Origin of the sequence: Comamonas piscis (genome assembly GCF_014109725.1) — a bacterium.
Taxonomy (GTDB): Bacteria; Pseudomonadota; Gammaproteobacteria; order Burkholderiales; family Burkholderiaceae_C; genus Comamonas; species Comamonas piscis.
Map to the genome: position 1 here is coordinate 4,420,858 of NZ_CP058554.1, position 21,690 is coordinate 4,442,547.

Annotated in this window: 16 protein-coding genes and 2 tRNA genes; 12 read left to right on the forward strand and 6 right to left on the reverse strand. The window is 62.9% G+C overall.

The features are described from left to right. Nucleotides 1-111 precede the first annotated feature (111 nt). Together HS961_RS19905 and argH are read right to left on the reverse strand one after the other, a co-directional pair. Entirely contained in the window at nucleotides 112-1,098 is a 987-nt protein-coding gene (locus tag HS961_RS19905) for a Bug family tripartite tricarboxylate transporter substrate binding protein (RefSeq protein WP_182324983.1), read from the reverse strand. Between the two features lie 44 nt (nucleotides 1,099-1,142). Further along, nucleotides 1,143-2,600: an argininosuccinate lyase gene (gene argH / locus HS961_RS19910; RefSeq protein ID WP_182324985.1), complete on the reverse strand. Its 1,458-nt coding sequence runs from the start codon at nucleotides 2,598-2,600 to the stop codon at nucleotides 1,143-1,145. 122 nt (nucleotides 2,601-2,722) lie between these two features. Here argH and HS961_RS19915 point away from each other — a divergent pair, with 122 nt between their 5' ends. Together HS961_RS19915 and HS961_RS19920 are read left to right on the forward strand one after the other, a co-directional pair. Then, nucleotides 2,723-3,757, forward strand: a complete 1,035-nt coding sequence (locus HS961_RS19915) for a sensor histidine kinase (protein WP_182324987.1) — start codon at nucleotides 2,723-2,725, stop codon at nucleotides 3,755-3,757. Nucleotides 3,758-3,822: 65 nt separating this feature from the next. After that, nucleotides 3,823-4,611, forward strand: coding sequence for a LytR/AlgR family response regulator transcription factor (locus HS961_RS19920; protein ID WP_182324989.1), 789 nt, complete (start codon nucleotides 3,823-3,825; stop codon nucleotides 4,609-4,611). A 56-nt stretch (nucleotides 4,612-4,667) separates the two neighbouring features. On the opposite strand, the gene HS961_RS19925 is transcribed toward HS961_RS19920, so the two are convergent. Together HS961_RS19925 and polA are read right to left on the reverse strand one after the other, a co-directional pair. Next, entirely contained in the window at nucleotides 4,668-5,603 is a 936-nt protein-coding gene (locus tag HS961_RS19925) for a ZIP family metal transporter (RefSeq protein WP_182324991.1), read from the reverse strand. A gap of 199 nt (nucleotides 5,604-5,802) precedes the next feature. Next, a complete protein-coding gene (gene polA / locus HS961_RS19930; protein WP_182324993.1) occupies nucleotides 5,803-8,610 on the reverse strand; it encodes a DNA polymerase I in 2,808 nt (935 codons plus the stop codon). Nucleotides 8,611-8,662: 52 nt separating this feature from the next. On the opposite strand from polA, the gene HS961_RS19935 reads away from it, so the two are divergent. The 3 genes from HS961_RS19935 to HS961_RS19945 all read left to right on the forward strand — a co-directional run bounded on the left by HS961_RS19935 (nucleotide 8,663) and on the right by HS961_RS19945 (nucleotide 11,030). Continuing rightward, entirely contained in the window at nucleotides 8,663-9,025 is a 363-nt protein-coding gene (locus tag HS961_RS19935; RefSeq protein ID WP_182324995.1) for a hypothetical protein, read from the forward strand. 127 nt (nucleotides 9,026-9,152) lie between these two features. Then, entirely contained in the window at nucleotides 9,153-10,109 is a 957-nt protein-coding gene (locus HS961_RS19940) for a homoserine kinase (RefSeq protein WP_182324997.1), read from the forward strand. 123 nt (nucleotides 10,110-10,232) lie between these two features. Beyond that, a complete protein-coding gene (locus HS961_RS19945; protein WP_182324999.1) occupies nucleotides 10,233-11,030 on the forward strand; it encodes a BPSS1780 family membrane protein in 798 nt (265 codons plus the stop codon). Between the two features lie 87 nt (nucleotides 11,031-11,117). Here the strand turns inward: HS961_RS19945 and HS961_RS19950 are convergent, their stop codons facing one another. After that, nucleotides 11,118-13,565 (reverse strand): UvrD-helicase domain-containing protein, encoded by a 2,448-nt coding sequence (locus tag HS961_RS19950; protein WP_182325001.1) that lies wholly within the window; start codon nucleotides 13,563-13,565, stop codon nucleotides 11,118-11,120. 295 nt (nucleotides 13,566-13,860) lie between these two features. On the opposite strand from HS961_RS19950, the gene HS961_RS19955 reads away from it, so the two are divergent. The 7 genes from HS961_RS19955 to HS961_RS19985 all read left to right on the forward strand — a co-directional run bounded on the left by HS961_RS19955 (nucleotide 13,861) and on the right by HS961_RS19985 (nucleotide 19,069). Next, a complete protein-coding gene (locus tag HS961_RS19955) occupies nucleotides 13,861-14,838 on the forward strand; it encodes a GMP reductase (RefSeq protein ID WP_182325003.1) in 978 nt (325 codons plus the stop codon). 173 nt (nucleotides 14,839-15,011) lie between these two features. Beyond that, nucleotides 15,012-15,087 (forward strand) — tRNA-Lys (locus HS961_RS19960). Nucleotides 15,088-15,153: 66 nt separating this feature from the next. Continuing rightward, nucleotides 15,154-15,229: transfer RNA gene (locus HS961_RS19965), tRNA-Lys, on the forward strand. A 161-nt stretch (nucleotides 15,230-15,390) separates the two neighbouring features. Further along, on the forward strand, nucleotides 15,391-15,873 hold the full coding sequence (locus HS961_RS19970; protein WP_182325005.1) for a copper chaperone PCu(A)C: 483 nt from the start codon (nucleotides 15,391-15,393) through the stop codon (nucleotides 15,871-15,873). Between the two features lie 321 nt (nucleotides 15,874-16,194). After that, on the forward strand, nucleotides 16,195-17,094 hold the full coding sequence (locus HS961_RS19975; protein WP_182325007.1) for a hypothetical protein: 900 nt from the start codon (nucleotides 16,195-16,197) through the stop codon (nucleotides 17,092-17,094). Between the two features lie 18 nt (nucleotides 17,095-17,112). Next, a complete protein-coding gene (locus tag HS961_RS19980) occupies nucleotides 17,113-17,655 on the forward strand; it encodes a GTP-binding protein (protein WP_238347676.1) in 543 nt (180 codons plus the stop codon). A gap of 172 nt (nucleotides 17,656-17,827) precedes the next feature. Then, a complete protein-coding gene (locus HS961_RS19985) occupies nucleotides 17,828-19,069 on the forward strand; it encodes a multidrug effflux MFS transporter (RefSeq protein WP_182325009.1) in 1,242 nt (413 codons plus the stop codon). Between the two features lie 151 nt (nucleotides 19,070-19,220). On the opposite strand, the gene HS961_RS19990 is transcribed toward HS961_RS19985, so the two are convergent. After that, on the reverse strand, nucleotides 19,221-21,311 hold the full coding sequence (locus HS961_RS19990) for a DEAD/DEAH box helicase (RefSeq protein WP_182325011.1): 2,091 nt from the start codon (nucleotides 21,309-21,311) through the stop codon (nucleotides 19,221-19,223). Between the last annotated feature and the right edge of the window lie 379 nt (nucleotides 21,312-21,690).

Here is a 21,690-nt window from a genome sequence, read left to right on the forward strand (position 1 = left end):
GGCGCTGGCCGGTGTTTCATTTGGCAACAAGATGAACCTATTGATGCGGCTTGCCGCTTGCCAAGGCGCTGCGCCTGGAGGCGCTGGTTCCCCCCTGCGCAGCGTTCAATGTCACTGCGGCTGAAAGCCGCTGTCGCGAATGATACGGGTCCACACCGCCGAATAGGCCCGCTCGCGCGCCAGCAGTTGCTCGGGCGTTATATAGCCCACGCTCAAGCCCATGCCCACCAGCTGCTGCTGCACATCGGGGGCGGCCACGGCCTTGGCAACCGCCTCCGATACCGCCTGCACCATGTCGGGCGGGGTGCCAGCTGCCGCATAGACACCGTAGTACGGCATATCTTCCAAACCTGGCAGACCGAGTTCGCTGAAGGTCGGCACATCGGGCAGGGCCTGCTGGCGCTTGCCGCCCAGCACCGCCAGCACCCGCACCTTGCCGGCCTTGTGGCTTTCGATAAAGTCCTGCACCGAGCCAATGCCGGCAGGGATCTGGTTGCCCATCATGTCGGCCAGCATCGGCGCGCTGCCCCGGTACGGCACAGAGACCAGATCGGTCTTGAAGCGCTGGTTGAGCACGCGCACCAGAAACTCCGGCGTTGATGCGGGCGCAGGGATGCCCACCGCGCTTTTGCCGCCCTGCTTTTTGAGCCACTGCAGATAGGCCTCGAACGTACGCACGCCCAGGCCTTCGGAGACGGCCAGCGCATTGACAAAGCTGGCAAACCCCGCCACTGGCACAAAGTCCGCATGCGGATCAAACCCCGGGCTCTTGACGACCTGGGGCAGGATGGAGATGGTGTGGTCGTGGGTGACAAAGAAGGTCGCCCCATCGGCCGGCGAAGCCTTGAGGATCTGCGCCGCAATCTGGCCGCCCGCGCCAGGTTTGTTCTCCACCACGACCGAGGTGCCCAGGCTGTCCTTCATCTTCTCGGCCAGCAGCCGCGCGATCACGTCGGTGCCGCCGCCGGGCGGGAAACCCACCAGCAGCCGCACTGGCTTGCCCTTGTTATAGCCCGCCGCCCAGCTGGGCACGGCCAGCCCCCCGGCCGCAGCGGCAGCCAGCAGTTGTTGGGAGAAATGGCGGCGGCTCAAGGACATGCTTAGCTTTCAGGTAGAAGGACGACAGGCCATTCAAGCAAGGCTTATGCCAGACGCACGCGGTGCTTGGCCAGCTGGGCACGCACCTGGACAGGCGCCGTGCCGCCCAGGGTATTGCGCGCATTCAGCGAGCCTTCCAGGCTCAGCGCCTCGAACACATCGGCGTCGATATTGGGGTTGAAGGCCTGCAGCTCGGCCAGTGGCAGCTCGGTCAGGTCCACGCCCTTTTGCGTGGCCAGCTTGACGGCATGCGCCACGGTCTCGTGCGCATCGCGGAAAGGCAGGCCCTTCTTGACCAGATAGTCGGCCAGATCGGTAGCGGTGGCATAGCCCTTCAGCGCAGCGGCACGCATATTGTCGGCATTGACGGTGATGCCGCCTTCCTTGGCGCCGGTCGCAGGGTTGACCTGGCCGCCGATCATCTCGGCGAAGATGCGCAAGGTGTCTTTCAAGGTATCCACGGTGTCGAACAGCGGCTCCTTGTCTTCCTGGTTGTCCTTGTTGTAGGCCAGCGGCTGGCCCTTCATCAAGGTGATCAGGCCCATTAGGTGGCCGACCACACGGCCAGTCTTGCCGCGGGCCAGCTCGGGCACATCGGGATTCTTCTTCTGCGGCATGATCGACGAGCCGGTGGTGAAGCGGTCGGCAATGCGCACAAAGCCAAAGTTCTGGCTCATCCAGATGATCAGCTCTTCAGACAGGCGGCTGATGTGGACCATGCACAGCGACGCCGCTGCGGTGAATTCAATGGCAAAGTCGCGGTCGCTGACGCCGTCCAGCGAGTTCTGCGACACGCCTTCCATCCCCAGGGTCTGGGCCACACGCTCGCGGTCCAGCGGGTAGGTGGTGCCAGCCAGCGCGGCAGAGCCCAGCGGCAGCACATTGACACGCTTGCGCACATCGAGCATGCGCTCGGCATCGCGCTTGAACATTTCCACATAGGCCAGCAGGTGGTGGGCAAAGCTCACGGGCTGGGCCACTTGCAGGTGGGTAAAGCCCGGGAGGATCACTTCGACGTTCTTCTCGGCCACTTCGACCAGCGACAGCTGCAGCTCACCCAGCAGGCCTTCGATCAGGTCGATCTCGCCGCGCAGCCACAGGCGCACATCGGTGGCGACCTGGTCGTTGCGGCTGCGGCCGGTGTGCAGGCGCTTGCCGGCATCGCCCACCAGCTGGGTCAGGCGCGCCTCGATGTTCAGGTGCACGTCTTCCAGGTCCAGCTTCCACTCAAAGCTGCCCGCCTCGATCTCCGAGGTGATCTGCGCCATGCCCTGCTCGATGGAGGCCAGGTCTTGCGCGCCGATGATGTTCTGGGCGCTCAGCATCTGCGCATGGGCCAGGCTGCCTTGGATGTCGGCCTGCCACAGGCGCTTGTCAAAAAACACGCTGGAGGTATAGCGCTTGACCAGATCGCTCATGGGTTCGGAGAACAGCGCCGACCAGGCTTCGGACTTGGAATCGAGCTGGTTGTGCGAAGGAGACGAAGCTTGTGGTGTAGACATGAAGGTCGCAATATTCGGGTTAAGCTGCCAGTTGCGCTGCGGAAACACAGCCCCCGGTGCTGTGCCTGTGGCCCGCCGAAGCCCTGGGCGAAAAACCCCGATTTTATCGACCCTGCACGACCATGCCAGCAACATCAACTAATCCTGCCCCGCGCGAAGCCATCGTCGGCACGGCCTATGTGTTTGATGCCTGCACTGCCAGCGTGATCGGCCGCACCGTGGCCCTGGTCGAGACCGTGGTGGCGATTGCCGCCGCCTTTGGCGCCAACGGCTTGGCCGATTGGTTCTTTCAGCTGGCCCTGCTCACCGCCGTGGTGCTGCCCGCCAGCCTGCTGTGGCTGGTGCTGGCCTGCCAGCAAAAAAAGCAGCTGCAGCGCTGCAGCACGCAGTTGCAGTACCTGGCCGGGGCCGCGCTGGGCGTGGCCTGCGGGCTGCTGGCGGCCATGCTGTACCAGTGGGCCACCTTGTCCGCACAAACCGCCTGGCTGGCCAGCGCCACGGCCGGCGGCTTTTTGGCGGCCATGGTGGTGGTGGGCCTGCAGTGGCGTGCCCAGGCCCGCACACCGGCAGCCACCACTGCCCGCCTGGCCGAGCTGCAGGCGCGCATCCGGCCGCATTTTCTCTTCAATGCGCTCAACAGCGCCATCGCATTGGTGCAGGACCATCCGCATAAAGCCGAGGCCATGCTGGAGGACCTGAGCGACCTCTTCCGCCATGCGCTGACCGAAAAGCGCGAGGCGTCGACCTTGGCCGAAGAGGTGATGCTGGCGCGGCGCTACCTGTCGATTGAGCAAATCCGCTTTGACGACCGCATGGCGGTGCGCTGGAACCTGGACTCGCGCGCCGACACCGCCACCGTGCCACCGCTGTTTCTGCAGCCGCTGGTGGAAAACGCCGTCAAGCATGGTATCGAGCCCAGCCACGGCCATGGCCGCATCAGCATTGCCACGCGCCGCCGGGGCAATATGGTGCAGATCCAGATCATCAACACCACACCGCGCCCCTTCAGCAGCCCGCAGCCCGAGCGCCGCGCCGGCACCGGCACGGCCGTGCTGAATGTGAAAAAGCGCCTGCGTCTGCTCTACGACCTGGAGTACGACTTCAAGGCCAGCAGCAAGGATGGCATCTACATGGTGCGCATCAGCATTCCGGCTTGAGCGGGTGCAAATACATGACGGCCGGTGTTGGCAGCCTGGCCCCGCCTCCGCTAGCATAGGCGCCCATGCGAGTATTGATTGTGGATGATGAAACCCTGGCCCGAAGCCGGCTGCGGCGCTTGCTGGTCGAGATGACCCCGGCACCCAGCGCCGTGCATGAGGCCGCCAATGTGCCCGAGGCACTGCGTGCCCTGGCCAGCGCGGCGGAGCTGGGCCAGGCCTTTGATGTGCTGCTGCTCGACATCCACATGCCCGGCCCCAGCGGCATGGACATGGCGCGCCAGTTGCAGGCCTTGCAGCCCGGCCCGGCCGTGGTGTTTGTCACCGCCCACCCCGAGCATGCGCTGAACGCCTTTGAAGTGAATGCCGCGGACTACCTGACCAAGCCGGTACGGCGCGAGCGCCTGGCTGCCGCGCTGCACAAAGTGGCCCTGGTCGCCCAGGCCCAGGCCTTGCGCCAGACACCCGCCCAGCCCGATCCCGAGCCGGATGCCGACAGCTTGCTGATCACCGACCGGGGCCGAAGCGAGCGGGTGCGCCTGGCCGACGTGCTGTACTTCAAATCCGAGTTGAAATATGTGACGGTGCGCACCGCCAGCCATGAATACCTGTGGTCCGGCAGCCTCAATGACCTGGAAACGCGTTTTGCCAAGCGCTACTTGCGCGTGCACCGCAATGCGCTGGTGGCGCCGGGGGCGATACGCTGCCTGGAAAAGGCCTACGAGGTTGACGATAGCGATGGCTGGCAGCTGCGCTTGTTCGGCATTGCCGATGTGCTGCTCGTATCGCGCCGCCAGTTACCGGTGGTGCGGGCCTTGCTGGCCAACAAGAGCCACCTGCGCGCCAGCGATTGACGAGGCCCGGCCCCTGGCCTGGCCTGACCTGGCCGGGCCGGGCGCCTTAGACTCGCTCAGTGCTTGTGGCCGTCGTGGTCACTATGGCCTTCATGCTGCTCTGTGCTTTCATGCGCATGGCCATGCTCATGGTCGCCATGCGCCCAGGTGCTGACCGCGCTGACGACAATCATGCCCACTGCCAGCCAGACCACCTGCTGCACCGTCTGCTTGGCCGACAGCTGGCGCTGCAGCTGAGGAATCAGATCGGCCAGTGCCACATAGATAAAGCTGCTTGACGCAACGGCCAGAAAGTACGGCAGAAATGCAGACAAGGAGCTGACCAGAAAATAGCCCACGATGCCGCCCAGGGCGGTGACTGCGCCGGCCAGCGACAGCTTGAGCAGCGCAATCTTGCTTTGGCTGCGGCCGCCATTGCCCGACAGCACCACCAGGTCACCCATGTGGTGCGGCACCTCATGGGCCAGCACCGAGATGGCCGCCACAATGCCCAGCCACATATCGGCCATGAAGGCCGAAGCAATCAAGATGCCGTCGCCAAAGCAATGCACGCTGTCGCCGGTCAGCAGTGACCAGCGGCCTGCGTTGTTGCTGTGCGTGTGACCGTGGTGGTGGTGGGCATGGCCATGTTGGCCATCGGCATGCGTAGCATCCGCAGGGTCGCCATGGGCATGGCCACGCTCTTCGGGCGGCGCATGGCGGTGCTCATGGCCGTGGTGCCAGAGCTCGGCCTTGTCCAGCAAAAAGAAAAATACAAGCCCCAGCAACAGCACCACAAACAGTGCCTTGGGGTTGATCTGGCTCTCAAAAGCCTCGGGCAGCAAATGCACAAAGGCAGTGGCAAGCAAGGCGCCAGCGGCCAGGCTCAGCAGGTGCTGGGCACCAAAACGGCTGCCCTGGCTGCCAATGCCGGTGCGCATCAGCGCAGCGGCCACCCAGACGCTGCCCAAACCAGCGGCCAAGGTCGCCAGCACAATCGCTATCAAAGTCATGAAACCATCCTTCAGCAGGGGCCGGGCTTAACCGATACGCCTTCTCCACGGGCCTGCAGGCTGCCCATGCAGGCAGCCGCCGGGCACCGCTGCCCCCTCAAACATGCCGCGCATGGTAGCACTTTGTTGCAACGCAGTTGCATTAACTGCCCCAAACCCTGTGCAGCTGACAGGGCTTGGGTCGGCGCTTGACGGCGCTTTAGTGCGCCTTTTCCCAGTTGGGGCCAAAGCCGATTTCGGCCAGCAAGGGCACGGCCAGATCTGCCACGCCGGCCATGATCGCCGGGATCTCGCTGCGCACCCAGTCTTGCTCGGTAGCAGGTAGCTCGAACACCAGTTCGTCATGCACCTGCATGATGACCAGCACATCCGGCTTTTCCGCATCGAGCTTGGCCTGCACGGCGACCATGGCCTTCTTGATCAGATCGGCCGCAGTGCCCTGCATGGGGGCATTGATGGCGGCCCGCTCGGCCGCTTTCTTGCGCGGGCCGTTGCCGCCATTGATCTCGGGCAGCACCAGGCGGCGACCAAACACCGTCTCGACATAGCCTTGCGTGTGGGCCAGCTCCACGGTCTGGTCCATATAGCGCTTGACGCCGGGGTAGCGCTGGAAGTACTTGTCGATATAGGCGGCAGCGGCCTTGGTCTCGATGCCCAAGTTCTTGGCCAGGCCAAAGCTGCTCATGCCGTAGATCAAACCGAAGTTGATGACCTTGGCATAGCGGCGCTGCTCGCTGCTGACCTGGTCCACCGCCACGCCAAACACCTCGGCGGCGGTGGCACGGTGAACATCCAGCCCGTCACGGAAGGCGTTCAGCAGTGCCTCGTCGCCCGAGAGGTGGGCCATGATGCGCAGCTCGATCTGCGAGTAATCGGCACTGGCAATCAGCTTGCCCTCGGGCGCGACAAAGGCCTCGCGGATGCGGCGGCCTTCGGCGGTGCGCACGGGGATGTTCTGCAGGTTGGGGTCGTTGCTGGACAAGCGGCCGGTGACGGCCACCGCCTGCGCATAGTGGGTATGCACGCGCCCATCGCTGGGCAAGGCCATCTGCGCGAGCTTGTCGGTATAGGTGCCTTTGAGCTTGGACAGCGAGCGGTGCTCCAGGATCTTGGCCGGCAGCGGGTAGTCCTCGGCCAGCTTTTCCAGCACTTCTTCGTCGGTGCTGCGCGCGCCAGTGGCAGTTTTCTTCACCACCGGCAGGCCCAGCTTGTCAAAAAAGATCTCGCCGAGCTGCTTGGGGCTGCTCAGGTTGAACTGCTGGCCGGCGATCTCATAGGCCTCTGCCTCCAGCGCCAGAATGCGCCGTCCCAGGTCGTTGCTCTGTCGCGCCAGCTCAGGCGCATCAATGCGCACGCCATTGCGCTCAATGCGGAACAGCGCCTCGCTGGTCTGCATCTCCAACGCATAGATATGCGCCAGGCCGGCGTTGGCCTCGATGCGCGGCCACAGCACGCGGTGCACATCCAGGGTCTGGTCCGAGTCTTCGCAGCTGTAGGCGGCGGCTTTGTCTACCGGCACCTGGGCAAACGGGATCTGGCCCTTGCCCTTGCCGCAGAGGTCTTCGTAGCTGATGCCCTTGCGGCCGGTGTGGCGCAGCGCCAGGCTGCCCAGGTTGTGGGGGCGGTCGGCCTCCAGCACATAGGACTGCAGCATGGTGTCATGCGCATAGCCTTGCACGCGGATGCCGTGGTTGGCCAGCACATGCTGGTCGTATTTGACGTGTTGGCCGAGCTTCTTTTTGCTGGCGTCTTCCAGCCAGGGCTTGAGCTTGGCCAGCACCAGGTCCAAAGGCAGTTGCTCGGGCACATCCAGGCCTTCATGGCGCAGTGGCACATAGGCCGCCTCGCCCACTTGCACGCTGAAGGAGATGCCGACAATGCGGGCCAGCATCTCGTCGAGCGAATCGGTTTCGGTGTCCAGCGCGGTCAGCTCTGCCATTTGCAGCTTGGTCAGCCAGGCATCTAGATCAGCCTCGGTCAAGATCGTGTGGTAGACCACATCGCGCTGCTGGGCCTCGATGGCGACCTCGGTCGCAGCAGCATCATCGCTGTCAAACAGCCCCGCCTGGCCGGCTGGGCTGTCGCCTGCCGCCTTTTTGGCTGCAGGTGCAGCAGCGGCCGAACCCAGCGACCGCGCCAAGCCCTTGAAGCCATATTGCTCATAGAACGGGGCCAGGCCAGTGGCATCGGGCTCGCCCAGGGTGATGCCATCGAAGGCGGGCAGGCCCTGGATGTAGTCGCCCAGCGCGCAGTCGGTCTTCATCGTCACCAACTGGCGGCTCAGCGCCAGCTGGCCGCTGGCGATCGCATCACGCAGGTTCTGACCGGCAACGCCCTTGATCGTGTCGGCTTTGGCAATCAACTGGTCCAGCGAGCCATGCTCCTCCAGCCACTTGGCAGCGGTCTTGGGGCCCACCTTGCTGACGCCGGGCACGTTGTCCACGGTATCGCCCACGAGGGCCTGGTACTCGACCATCTGCGTCGGAGGCACGCCAAACTCGGCGGTGACCCCGGCAACATCGCGGCGCTTGCCATTCATCGTGTCGATGATGGTCACATGCTCGTTGACCAGCTGGCTCAAATCCTTGTCGCCGCTGGAGACGATGACCTGGATACCCTGCTGCGAAGCCATTTGCGCCAGGGTGGCGATGACGTCGTCAGCCTCGACGCCGGGCACGGCCAGGATCTTCCAGCCCAGCAGCTGCACCACCTCGTGGATGGGGGCGATCTGCGAGCGCAGGTCGTCGGGCATCGGCGAGCGGGTGGCCTTGTATTCGGTATAGAGTTCGTCGCGGAAGGTCGGGCCGCTGGCGTCGAAAACACAGACCGCGTACTCAGCCTGTATGTCTTTGCGCAACGCCTGCATCATATTGATCATGCCCCGGATGGCTCCGGTAGCCGGACTGGCAGAGTCGCCGGGAACCGCACGGAGGTCGGGCATGGCATGGTAGGCACGGTACAGATAGCTGGAACCGTCCACCAGCACTAAAGTAGGAGGATTACGCATATTGACATTGTGCCCGGTACGCAAACACCGGGCGACAACTTACAATCGATCCATGCGCGCAATTACCACTTCTTTTATCGCCCAGGCCCTGGCACTGGTGCTGGCAGCCCCTGCGCTGGCCCAGCAAACCGCAGCCCCGGCTGAGCAGCCCGCCGCACAGCCGGCGGCCCCTGCCGACGCGGCGCCCGCCAACGACAAGTACAACCAGAAGGCCGAGTACATTCGCGTGGAAGACGCTGGCAGCCGCATTGACGAGGTGCGTATTGGTGGCCAGACCCAGAGCATCCATGTGCAACCCAAGGTGGGCAATATGCCGGCCTATGAGGTCAAGCCCACCGACGGCGCACGCAGCCGCCCTGATGGTTTTGGCGAGACCCAGAACAAGAAGCGCGTCTGGAACATCGGCAATTTCTGATCCAGATACCACAGCAATTAGCCTGTACTCACGCAGGCTTGCGATAATCGCGTCTTTGCTCCCGCCAGCATGCGGGCCAGGCCAGCCACTGAGGCTGGCCTTGTTTTTGTAGTGACGATATACATCCATGGCTGTTTTCACCGAAGTTTCCGACAAGGCTGCGAAAGCCTTGCTCAAACGCGTCCCGCTGGGCGATTTCGTCTCCTTGCGCGGTATTGAAGGCGGTATTGAAAACACCAACTACTTTCTGACCACCAGCCAGGGCGAGTATGTATTGACCCTGTTCGAGCGCCTGCGCGCCGACCAGCTGCCTTTCTACCTCTACCTGATGAAGCACCTGGCCAAGGCTGGCGTGCCCGTGCCCGAGCCCCAGGCCGATGGCAGGACCGGCGATATCCTGCTGCAGGTCGAAGGCAAGCCCGCCGCCATCGTCGGCAAGCTGCCCGGCAAGAGCCAGCTGGCGCCCCAGGCAGCGCATTGCCAATCGCTGGGCGAGGTGCTCGCCAAGATGCACCAGGCAGGTGTCGACTACCCGCGCCAGCAGCCCAATTTGCGTGGCCTGCCCTGGTGGAACGAGACGGTGCCGGTGGTGCTGCCCTACCTGGATACCGCCACTGCCGAGCTGCTGCGCAGCGAGCTGGCCTACCAAAACCATGTGGCGCAAAGTTCGGCCTATACCGCACTGCCGCGCGGCCCGGTGCATGCCGACCTGTTCCGAGACAACGCCATGTTCGAAGGCGAAACGCTGACGGGCATCTTTGACTTCTACTTTGCCGGTGTCGATACCTGGCTGTTCGATATTGCCGTGGTCATCAATGACTGGTGCATCGACCTGGCCACCGGCGCCATCGACAAGCCCCGCGCCGATGCGCTGCTGGCCGCCTACCAGGCTGTGCGCCCGCTGCAGGCCTGCGAGCGCGAACTGCTCAACGCCATGCTGCGCGCCGGCGCACTGCGCTTCTGGATCTCGCGGCTCTGGGATTTTTACCTGCCGCGCGAGGCCTCGCTGCTCAAGCCCCACGACCCGACCCACTTCGAGCGGGTGCTGCGCGAACGCCTGGCCACGCCTTACCAACTGGTTTGATCCAACCAGCGCGCGCGCGCGCGCAGCAAGCCCACATAGGCGCCTGCCCCTTGGGCGCATGGGTTACAGTGCGCCATCCCCTTTGATTATTTATCGCTGCAGCCCGCGCTGCAGCGCTGGTGCATGAAACTTCGTATCGCCACTGCCCGCCAGGGTGTGACCTGGGTGCAAGACGGCTTCAAAACCTTCAAGACACAGGCCCTGGCCCTGACCTCGCTGTTCTTTCTATCGATGATGGTGATGTCCCTGATCGGGGCCATCCCGATTGCCGGCACCTTTATCGCACTGGCCTTGTTGCCGGTATCCACCTTGTGCATGATGATTGGCGCCGCCTTGGCCGCGCAGGGCACGCGCCCCACTCTGCCAGTGGTGCTGGCCGCGCTGCGGGTAGACAAGGAACGCCGCAATTCCTTCGTCGTGCTGGGCGTCTTCTATGCACTGTCGTTCTTGCTGGTGCTGGGCTTTTCCGCGCTGTTTGACGGCGGCCAGTTCGCCCGCCTCAACCTGATGGGCGGCGAGATCACCCGCGAGATCGTCGAGCAGCCCGCCTTCCAGCAGGCCATGTTCGCGACCATGCTGCTCTACATTCCGCTGTCCTTGCTGTTCTGGCATGCGCCTGGCCTCATCTACTGGCACAAGGTGCCCGCCATCAAGGCAGTGTTCTTCAGCCTGATTGCCTGCAGCCGCAATATCGGCGCCTTCACGATGTTTGGCCTCGCCTGGATGGCCGTCGGCATCGGCTTTGGCATTGCGATGGCGCTGCTGTCTGCCTTGCTGGGCACCCTGCTGGGCGCCTGGGCGGCGGCAGCGATTGCCATTGCCGGCTCGGTGATGCTGGCCGCGATGTTCCTCAGCTCGGTGGTGTTCAGCTTTCGCGATTGCTTTGAGGCACCGGAACAGAGCGACAGCGTCGCGCTCTGAGCCTCTGCACATCTAACAAGCCCGGCCTGTGCCACACAGCCCGGGCTTTTTTATGGCTGCCGCTTTGCGCGTTGCGGGATCAGGCGCTCACACCACCGTCAGCTTGGCCACCGACAGCGCCAGCCACTTGGTGCCATGGCGCGGAAAGTTCACCTGCGCGCGGGCATCGTCGCCCGTGCCTTCCACCGCCAGCACCTTGCCTTCGCCAAACTTGTTGTGGAAGACATTGGCACCCTTTTTGATGCCATGCGCAGGCTCGGCCTTCTGTGCCGGCACGGGGGTTTTGCCCCACATATTGGGGGCTGCATCGCCATAGCCGCCGCCGCTGGATGCGCGGCCAGCACCGCCGCCATAGGCCAAGCTGCCCATGCCGCTGCCAAAGCCCGAATGCTTGGGCGACAGCCATTTGAGCGCCTCTTCGGGCAGCTCATCCAGGAAGCGGCTGCGCACGTTGTAGCGCGTGGTGCCGTGGAGCATGCGGGTCTGCGAGGTGCTCAGGTACAGGCGCTTGCGCGCCCGGGTGATGGCCACATACATCAGGCGGCGCTCTTCCTCCAGCCCGCCGGTGTCGGTCATCGCGTTCTCGTGGGGGAAAAGGCCCTCTTCCAGCCCGCCGATAAACACCGCATCAAATTCCAGGCCCTTGCTGGCATGCACCGTCATCAGCTGCACGGCATCCTGGCCCGCTTGCGCCTGGTTGTCCCCCGCCTCCAGCGCCGCATGGGTCAAAAAGGCGACCAGCGGTGACAAGGTCTCGCCGGTGTCGGGGTTGACCATGGCGGGGTTGGCGGCATCAGGCAGTTGGATATCAAGCGCTGGTGCATCCGGGTCCAGCCCCTGGCTGACGGGGCTTTGCCCGCTGCCGGGCACACCCATGGCCTGTTGCTCATCGAGCGGAATGGCCACCGCATCCTTGCCAAAGCCCTCCTGGGTGACAAAGCTCTCGGCGGCGGTCACCAGTTCGCCCAGGTTGTCGATGCGGTCCGCGCCTTCTTTTTCGCTCTGGTAGTGCTCGATCAGGCCGCTGACCACCAGCATGCGCTCGATGGTCTCGCGCAGGGTCTTGCCCTGGGTTTCCTCGCGCAGCACATCGACCATGGCCACAAAAGCCTGCAGCTTGGTGCCCGCCTTGCCGGCCACTGCAGTGACCGCGTCGTACAGCGAGCAGCCGGCGGCCTGCGCGCCTTCCTGCAACTGCTCGGTGGTGCGGGCGCCAATGCCGCGCGGCGGAAAGTTGACCACCCGCATAAAGCTGGTGTCGTCATGCGGGTTCTCGAGCAGGCGAAGATAGGCCAGCGCATGCTTGATTTCCGCCCGTTCAAAAAAGCGCAAGCCGCCATACACGCGGTAGGCCACGCCGGCATTGAACAGGCTGGTTTCCAGAATCCGGCTCTGCGCATTGCTGCGGTAGAGCACGGCGATTTCGCTGCGCGCAAAGCCATCGCTTTTGACCAGGGACTTGATCTCTTCGACCATCCACTGCGCCTCGGCCATGTCGGTCGCGCTTTCGGACACGCGCACCGGCTCGCCCGGGCCCTGGTCGGTGCGCAGGTTCTTGCCCAGGCGGTTGCTGTTGTGGCTGATCAGCGCATTGGCGCTGTCGAGAATATTGCTGTAGCTGCGGTAGTTCTGCTCCAGCTTGATCTGCTGGCGCACATCGAACTCCCGCACAAAATCCTGCATATTGCCCACGCGCGCACCGCGGAAGGCGTAGATGCTCTGGTCGTCATCGCCCACCGCAATCACGCTGCTGTGCGACTGGAACTGGCCAGCCACCATATCGCCCGCCAGCTGTTTGAGCCAGAGGTACTGCAAGCGGTTGGTGTCCTGGAACTCATCAACCATCATGTGGCGAAAGCGGTGCTGGTAGTGCTGGCGGATCGGCAGGTTGTCGCGCAGCAGCTCGTAGGAGCGCAGCATCAGCTCGCCAAAATCGACCACGCCTTCGCGCAGGCATTGCTCTTCGTAAAGCTGGTAGAGCTCGACCTTCTTGCGCTCGGCCGTGTCGCGCGCCTGCACGTCCGACGGGCGCAGCCCCTCTTCCTTGCAACCGCTGATGAAGTACTGCAGCTGCTTGGGCGGCAACGCTTCCTCATCCACCTGGAACTGCTTGCACAGCCGCTTGACGGCCGAGAGCTGGTCTTGGGTGTCGAGAATCTGGAACGCCTGGGGCAGGTTGGCCGACTTGTAATGCGCGCGCAGCATGCGGTTGCACAGCCCGTGGAAAGTGCCAATCCACATGCCGCGCACATTGATGGGCAGCATGGTGGACAGGCGGCTCAGCATCTCCTTGGCGGCCTTGTTGGTGAAGGTCACCGCCAAAATGCCGCCAGGCGTGGCCCGGCCGGTTTGCAGCAGCCAGGCGATGCGCGTGGTCAGCACCCGCGTCTTGCCCGAGCCGGCACCGGCCAGAATCAGCGCATGGCCGCCCTCCAGGGTGGCAGCGGCCAGCTGCTCGTCGTTGAGGCCATTGAGAAGCGGCAAATGCCCATCGCCAGCGGCATCTGGCGGCGCAAACAAATCATTCGAATCCATCCCCCCATTGTAGGGAGATCGGCAAGCCAGCGAGGCGCTAGCCGGGCGAGCGCCCCCGCCTGCGGCAGGCCGCCATCGCATACTGCAGCGGCTGGCAAGGCTTTTGCAAAGCCGGTGCATGCTGCTAGAATCAGTCACCGGGCCCAAGTTTCTTGTGACCCGGTTTTTTTGTGCCTGCAACAGCACAATTCAGGGCCTTCCGATGCGAAGAACGCTCTGACAAGCCGGTCTCCAAGCCAAGCGCCCCATCGCAGCGAAATAGTTCGCAGCGACCTTTTATGGAGCTTGGAATCAAATGGAAATCTTCGACTACGACAACATTCTTTTGCTGCCCCGCAAGTGCCGCGTGGAAAGCCGCTCTGAATGTGACGCCAGCGTCGTGCTCGGCAACCGCACTTTCCGCCTGCCGGTGGTGCCTGCCAACATGAAGACCGTGCTGGACGAGAAGATCTGCAAGTTTTTGGCGCAACACGGCTACTTCTATGTGATGCACCGCTTTGACATCGACAACCTGGCCTTCACCAAGGCCATGCAGTCGCAAGGCCTGTTCGCATCGATCTCGCTGGGTGTCAAGCAGGCCGACTACGAAGTGGTGGACCGCTTTGTGGCCGACGACATCTGCCCCGAATACATCACCATCGACATCGCCCATGGCCATGCCGACAGCGTGAAGAACATGATCGGCTACCTCAAGGAAAAGCTGCCAGAAGCCTTTGTGATCGCTGGCAATGTGGCCACCCCCGAGGCGGTGATTGACCTGGAAAACTGGGGCGCCGATGCCACCAAGGTGGGCGTGGGCCCGGGCAAGGTCTGCATCACCAAGCTCAAGACCGGCTTTGGCACCGGCGGCTGGCAGCTGTCGGCGCTCAAGTGGTGCGCACGCGTCGCTACCAAGCCCATCATTGCCGACGGCGGCATCCGCAGCCATGGCGACATTGCCAAGAGCATCCGCTTTGGCGCCACGATGGTGATGATCGGCTCGCTGTTTGCAGGCCATGAAGAGTCGCCCGGCAAGACCGTCGAGCTCGACGGCGAGCTGTTCAAGGAATACTACGGCTCGGCCAGCGACTTCAACAAGGGCGAGTACAAGCACGTCGAGGGCAAGCGCATCCTTGAACCCATCAAGGGCAAGCTGCAGGATACGCTGACCGAGATGGAGCAGGATGTGCAATCCTCCATCAGCTACGCAGGCGGCAAGCACCTGATGGATATCCGCAAGGTGAACTATGTGATCCTGGGCGGTGACAACGCCGGCGAACACCTGTTGATGTAAGCCGTTGCTTGCGCAAGACGGAGACGGCCTGGCGATGTCCGGGCCGTTTTTGCCTTCGTTGCGACGGGCTTGCCCGAAAAAACCGCGACGGATATCGGTATTTCTCCGGGCAGGTGTAAAAATAGTGCATAATACAAGGCTTGCTGCAGCGCACTGCTGACAGCAAGAAATGTGGGCTCTTAGCTCAGTTGGTAGAGCAGCGGACTCTTAATCCGTTGGTCGAGTGTTCGAATCACTCAGGGCCCACCACATTTTTCTGGCTTGCGATTTCGCGCAGGCCACCGAAACAAAGCATTCCCAAGGTGCAACAGTTTCGGGCTCTTAGCTCAGTTGGTAGAGCAGCGGACTCTTAATCCGTTGGTCGAGTGTTCGAATCACTCAGGGCCCACCACTCTTAACGGCCTAGGCTTATCGCCTAGGCCGTTTTTTATTGCCTCCCCGCGTATTTTCTGACCCAGCGCGCCGCGCCCACGCAGGAAAGCAGCCATCACGCCGCGCTTGTAGAATGCAGGCATTCGCTTTTTCTCCAGTCCATTCTCTTCCATCCCTACCATGCGCGCCCTGCTCCCCTCTTTGTTCGCCGCCTTCGCGTTTGCAACAGCCTCCAGCGCCTTTGCCCATGTCACGGTCAGCAACCCCTGGGCTCGCGCCACGGTCGCACAACAACAGGCGTCGGGTGTATTTATGGAATTGCGTTCAGCGCATGACAAGGCCCAGTTGGTGGGCGTGAAAACGGATGCCGCCACCACGGCCGAAGTGCATGAGATGCGCATGGAAGAAAACGTCATGAAGATGCGCGCCGTCCCCAGCGTGGATCTCCCCAGCGGACAAACCGTCAGCCTGAAGCCGGGCGGCTATCACATCATGCTGATGGGCCTGAAAAAACCGCTGGTCGCTGGCCAGAACGTCGACCTGGTTCTGGAGGTGGTACACGCCGATGGCGCCAAGGAAAGCATTGCCGTCAGCGCCCCTGTGCGCGCACTGGCTCCGGCCGCAGGCCAACCCGCTTCCGGCGCCCACCAGCACCAGCACTGAGCAACACCAGACAACAGGCCTGCGCAGGCCTGTTGTTTATTTGATTACTATATAAGCCTTGGTATATATCTCTGCGGTTTACCAGCGGCTTCGCCATATAGCTGCCAAGAAAGGCAGTTACACTTTTCAGGCACCCCGTCTAGTCTGGGACAGAGATCAACCCATAGTTGCGTTCCATCAATTGCGGATTATTAATATATCTGAAATATTGACATATTATTACAAGCTTTGAAAATGGAACAACGTCCTTGCCAAGCAACTGCTTTGCAAGAACTGACGCTTCCGCAACGCTTGAAGGTGAATGTGCCAGGGAGAGTTGTTATGTCCGAGTTGATCCTGCATGCCGCCCATTTGAGTGAAGCCCATCAACTGCGCTTTAGCTATTTGTTTGAAGTCGCAGCCAAGCACTGGCGCGACAAACAGCCTTCTCAGACTGCCAAGGCCGCCACTGAGTTGTGGGTGATCGACGCCCACAGCGCGCCCGATGCCATTCAGAACCGATCCAACAGCTCCTTCGTGCTGCTGATTGCCACGGATGACCAGACCCAGGCCGCGCGTGCCCAGTGGCCTGACCAAATCGATGCCCAGCTGCCACCTGACTACAGCGTCGGGCGCCTGACCCAGATGCTGGAGCACATCAGCGTGCAAGCGCATGGCAAGCGCCTGCGCGAAACCCTCAAGACACGCCGCCAGCACAGCATGACGCTGGGGCATGATGTGCAGATCAAGACTGCCGATGCGGCCTTCCTCAGAGCGACTGACCTGAACCTGCCCACCGTGGTGGTGGCCGAGCCCCTGGCTGAGCCGGTGGTCGAAGCCGCGACGGCCACCGCCACGGCGACACCTGCGGCGCTGGGCAACCTGCCGGCAGCCGGCACCCGTTTTCGCATCAAGCGCTGGACCCAGCTGACCGGCAGCATGGCCGGCCAGGCACACCGGCAACTGCTGGCGGCCATGATCTCGGGCGACCGCAGCATCGACGAGCTGAGCGAACGCGCCCAGCTGGAACCCAGCGAGATTCTGCGTGTGCTGCAGGTCCTGCGCGCCAAGGGCGTGCTGGTCGAGACCGCAGCGCCCGCAGCCCCTGAATCGACCACCTTGCTCACCCCTGCGTCCCCCGCTTCCGCTGCTGCCGAGCCGGGCCCGGCAGCGGCCAAGCTGGGCCTTTTCCGACAACTGAGCCGCTGGATCAACCAGAACCGGGCCAGCGACCCGCACTGAATCTGACGGGAGGACCGCATGCACCACCCCATCAAGCGCATTGTGCTGCTAGGCCCCATGGGCATCGGCAAGACAACCGCGATCCGCAGCCTGTGTGGCAGCCTGGCCATCGAGTGCGATGTCCCCAACCTGGACAAGCAAGCCCATGCGAAGGAAACCACGACGGTGGGCCTCGACTTTGGCGAAATCAAGCTGGACGATGAGGACACGCTTCAGGTGTATGGCTGCCCGGGACAGGAGCGCTATGACTTTGTGCGCGAATGGGCCCTGTCGCTGGCCTTTGGCGCCATCGTCATGGTCGATATCCATGACCCGCATTCGATGGAGCAGACCATCGATCTGATACAGCAGTGCCATGCCGCACCCAACATCCAGGCCATCGTCGTGCTGATTTCACGACCTGCATCGGCTGCGCAGCAGGAGATGTTCACGGTCCGCCTCTCGGCCCATGCCGAATGCGCCGTGCCGGTGCTCAGTGCCGATCCGCGTAACCCTTCGCAAATGCTCGATACGCTGGACATCATCGCCGCCATGCTGCCCGATGAAGTGCAGCCGCGCTGAGCGGTTACCGCTGCAGCACACCCATACCGCAGCGACTGCATCTCTGCAGCGCTTGAGGTAAGCTCGGCGCCTGCTGCTTGCACACCGGGCAAGGCCCAGGCTGCAACCGCCGCCCCCTCTCTTCACCCCCTATTGACGACGCCCCTTGCCAACGGCCAGTGGCGCGCTGGCCATGAACCCACCACGCCCTGCTGACCCCGCATCCACCCAGCCCACACCCCAATGGATTCTGGCGGTCATGCTGGCCTTGCTGGGCATGCTCGGGCCTTTCTCGATCGACACCTACCTGCCGGCCTTTGACGGCATTGCAGCATCGCTCAATGCCTCGCCGCTGCAGATGCAGCAGACGCTGTCGGCCTATCTGTTTGGTTTCGCATTCATGAACCTGTTCCATGGCGCACTGTCGGACAGCTTTGGCCGCCGCCCGGTGGTGCTGTGGGGGCTCGCCACCTTTGCGCTCACCTCGGCCGGCTGCGCGCTGGCCCAGACGCCTGAGCAACTGATTCTGTTCCGCGCGCTGCAAGGCTGCACCACGGGCGCCGGCATTGTGGTGTCGCGTGCGGTGGTGCGCGACCTGTTCCCTCCCGCCCAGGCGCAGCGGGTGATGAGCCAGATCACCATCTACTTTGGCATTGCACCGGCGGTGGCACCGATGATTGGCGGCATCTTTATTGCCTACGCCAGCTGGCAATCTATCTTCTGGCTGCTCACCGTGATCGGCGCTCTGCTCTGGGCCTACAACTGGCGCCTGCTGCCAGAGAGCCTACCCCCAGAGAAGCGCCAGGCTTTTGATGTGCGCAACCTCATGCGTGGTTACTGGCAGCTGTGCAGCAGCCCGCGCTTTTTGCTGCTGGCCGCTGCAAGCGGCGTGCCTTTCAACGGCATGTTCATCTACATCTTGTCGGCCCCCACTTTTCTGGGCACGCACATGCACATGCAGCCGACCCAGTTCTTCTGGTTCTTTATCTGCACCATCGGCGGCATCATGCTGGGCGCCTGGGTCAGCGGCAGGCTGGCGGGCAAAATTCCGCCCAAGCGCCAAGTGCGCCATGGGTTCTTGATCATGTTTTTGACCTCCTGCATCTACCTGGTGATGAACCTGGTGCTGCCGCCGCACCCGGCCTGGGCCTTGCTGCCCATGGGCATCTACTCCTTTGGCTGGGCCCTGATGACGCCGGTCGTCACCTTGCTGGTGCTGGATCTGCACCCCGAACGCCGTGGCCTGGCTTCTTCGCTGCAGGCTGTTGTCACCTCGGTCGCCAATGGCCTGGTGGCCGGCGTTCTCGCGCCCTTGGTGATGCACTCCACCGTGGCACTGGCCATCGCATCGATGGGCCTGATGATGACGGGCCTGCTCAGCTGGATCTATTTCCACCACCGCTGGCCAGACATCGGCCGTAACAACGCGGTCTGAAACCAGCCCCCCGCACCACACACCAACGCAACGCAACGCAACGCACCCGTCCTCTCAGCGTTCGGGCACAAAAAAAGAGCTTCCCGTGGGAAGCTCTTTTGCATTGACTGGGTCAGCGGCACATCATATGCCACTGCTTATCCTGCCTGGATTAACGGCTGCGCTCAGTGCGCTTGCCGCCGGCTGGCGCGTAAGGACGGCCACCGCGCTCGCCACCAAAGCGGTTTTCACCGCCAGGACGGCGCTGGGCGAAATCGCCACCACCGCCGGCATGGCGAGGGGCTGCGCCACGTGGGGCGCGGCTGTCAGCACCGCGGTTGTCTGCGGCAAAACGGTCAGGACGGTCACCACGGCGCTCGGGAGCACGGTCAAAGCTGCGCTCAGGGGCACGGTCAAAGCTACGGCCTTCAGGACGTGGAGCACGGTCCTGGAAACGGTCACCGCCACGGTCCGCACCGCGGTCCTGGAAGCGATCGCCACCACGGTCAGCACGTTGTTCAAAGCGTGGAGCGCGGTCATCGCGCTGCTCAAAACGAGGACGGCTGTCGCCACCGCGTGGAGCACCACCAAAACCAGCGTTCTCGCCAAAGCCAGGCTTGCGGCCATAGCCTTCGCCATCACGGCGGGCACCAAAGCCACCACGGTCGGCACCGAAGCCACCACCGCCACGGCGATCACCGCCACGTCCAGCGCCAGCACCTGGGCGACCACGGTCACCACCACGGCCAGCACCAGCGCCACGCGAGCCTTCGCTGCGGGCAGGGAAGCGTTGTTGTGGCTCCAGACCTGGAATCACTTCAGGCTTGAACTGCTGCTTGGTGTAAGCCTCGATATCGAAGACACGGCGGCGGTCGCGGAACTCGGCGAAGGTGATCGCCAGACCCGAGCGGCCAGCACGGCCGGTACGGCCAATGCGGTGGGTGTAGTCTTCGGCCTTCATCGGCAGGCCGTAGTTGAACACGTGGGTGATGGTGGGCACGTCGATACCACGCGCGGCCACATCGGTTGCCACGAGGATCTGCACTTGGCCACTGCGCAGCGCCATCAGACGGCGGTTACGCAGACCTTGGCTCAGCGCGCCGTGCAGTGCAACGGCGGAGAAGCCTTCTTGCTGCAGGTCGTTGGCCAGGCCGTCACATTCCACCTGAGTGGATGCAAACACAATAGCTTGGTTGATCGACGCGTCACGCAGCCAGTGGTCCAGCAGCTTGCGCTTGTGTTGGGAGTTGTCGGCCCAGAACAGCACCTGCTTGATGTTGGCATGCTTTTCTTGCGGCGAATCGATGGTGATCTTCTGCACGCCCGAGCCGTTGTCATGCATCACGCGCATGGCCAGCTGCTGGATGCGCGGCGCGAAGGTCGCGCTGAACATCATCGTTTGCTTGCGCTGTGCGGTCAGCTGGTTCACTTCGGCCAGATCGTCCGAGAAGCCCAGGTCCAGCATGCGGTCGGCTTCATCCACCACCAGGAACTGCACCTTGTCGAGCTTGATCTGCATCGAGCGCTGCAGGTCCAGCAGACGGCCGGGGGTTGCCACCACCAGGTCGGCATTTTGCAGCTTGGCGATTTGCAGCTGGTAAGGCATGCCGCCCACGATGTTGGCCACACGCAGGCCCTTGCAATGGCGCACCAGTTCGATGGCGTCATGCGCCACCTGCTGGGCCAGTTCACGGGTCGGGCACAGAATCAGCGCGCCGGGTTGGGCGGCCTTGAAGTTGCGGGGGCTCAGCGGGTTCTTGCGCTTGGCGCGCTTGGGCGCTTGCTCGCCACGGGCCACGGCTTCAGCAGCCAGGCGCTCGTACTCGGCGCGCTCTTCGGCTTCTGCCTGGCCTTGTTGCTGGATCAGGGTGTGCAGCACGGGCAGCAGGAACGCTGCGGTCTTGCCCGAACCGGTCTGACTCGACACCATCAGGTCGGTGAAGTGCTGGTTGTCGCTGTTTTCGTCGATCATCGCCAAAGGAATGGCGCGCAGCTGCACAGCGGTAGGCTGGGTGTAACCCAGGTCCTTGACGGCTTGCACCAGCTCAGGCGCCAGGCCCAGCTCGACAAAGCCGTTCGGGCCTTCAGGCACGACTTCGGCTTCGGCTTCCACTTCGGCATCAGCCACCAGCGCGGTGCTGTCTTCTTGCGAAGCGTCTACGGCTTCAGCGGACAGGGTGGGGGTATTGACGATCTCTTGGGTAGCGTCAACAGTGTTTTGCGCAGGCGCGGCTTCGCCCTGCAGATGGAGGTCTTGCGTCATTTTTTGAACAATAGCAATAGGCCGGCGACTGCGCGTTTCGCGACGCAGTTCCGTACCGTTCATGGTTTAAAAACATCAACCATCAAACGGTAACGGCCATACAGATTGCCGCGGGCTTGTTCAAATCGGTCGTGCTGCGAATCGCATGACCTGGACGCCCAGAGAATGAAGGGAGATGTACGTATCAACCGCCTGTTTTGGCGGGGAAGCGCGAATTATCGCACGTTTCGGGTTTTCCCGCATCAAGCGAAGGACATCTGTGCCACAACAGCGCTGCTGAACACCAAAGATCAGCTGTATGGAGAAAAGCAACAAACCACGTCATGCAGGTTGACTACCAGAATGCGCTCCCTAGGATGTCCTCAGACCAATCACAACA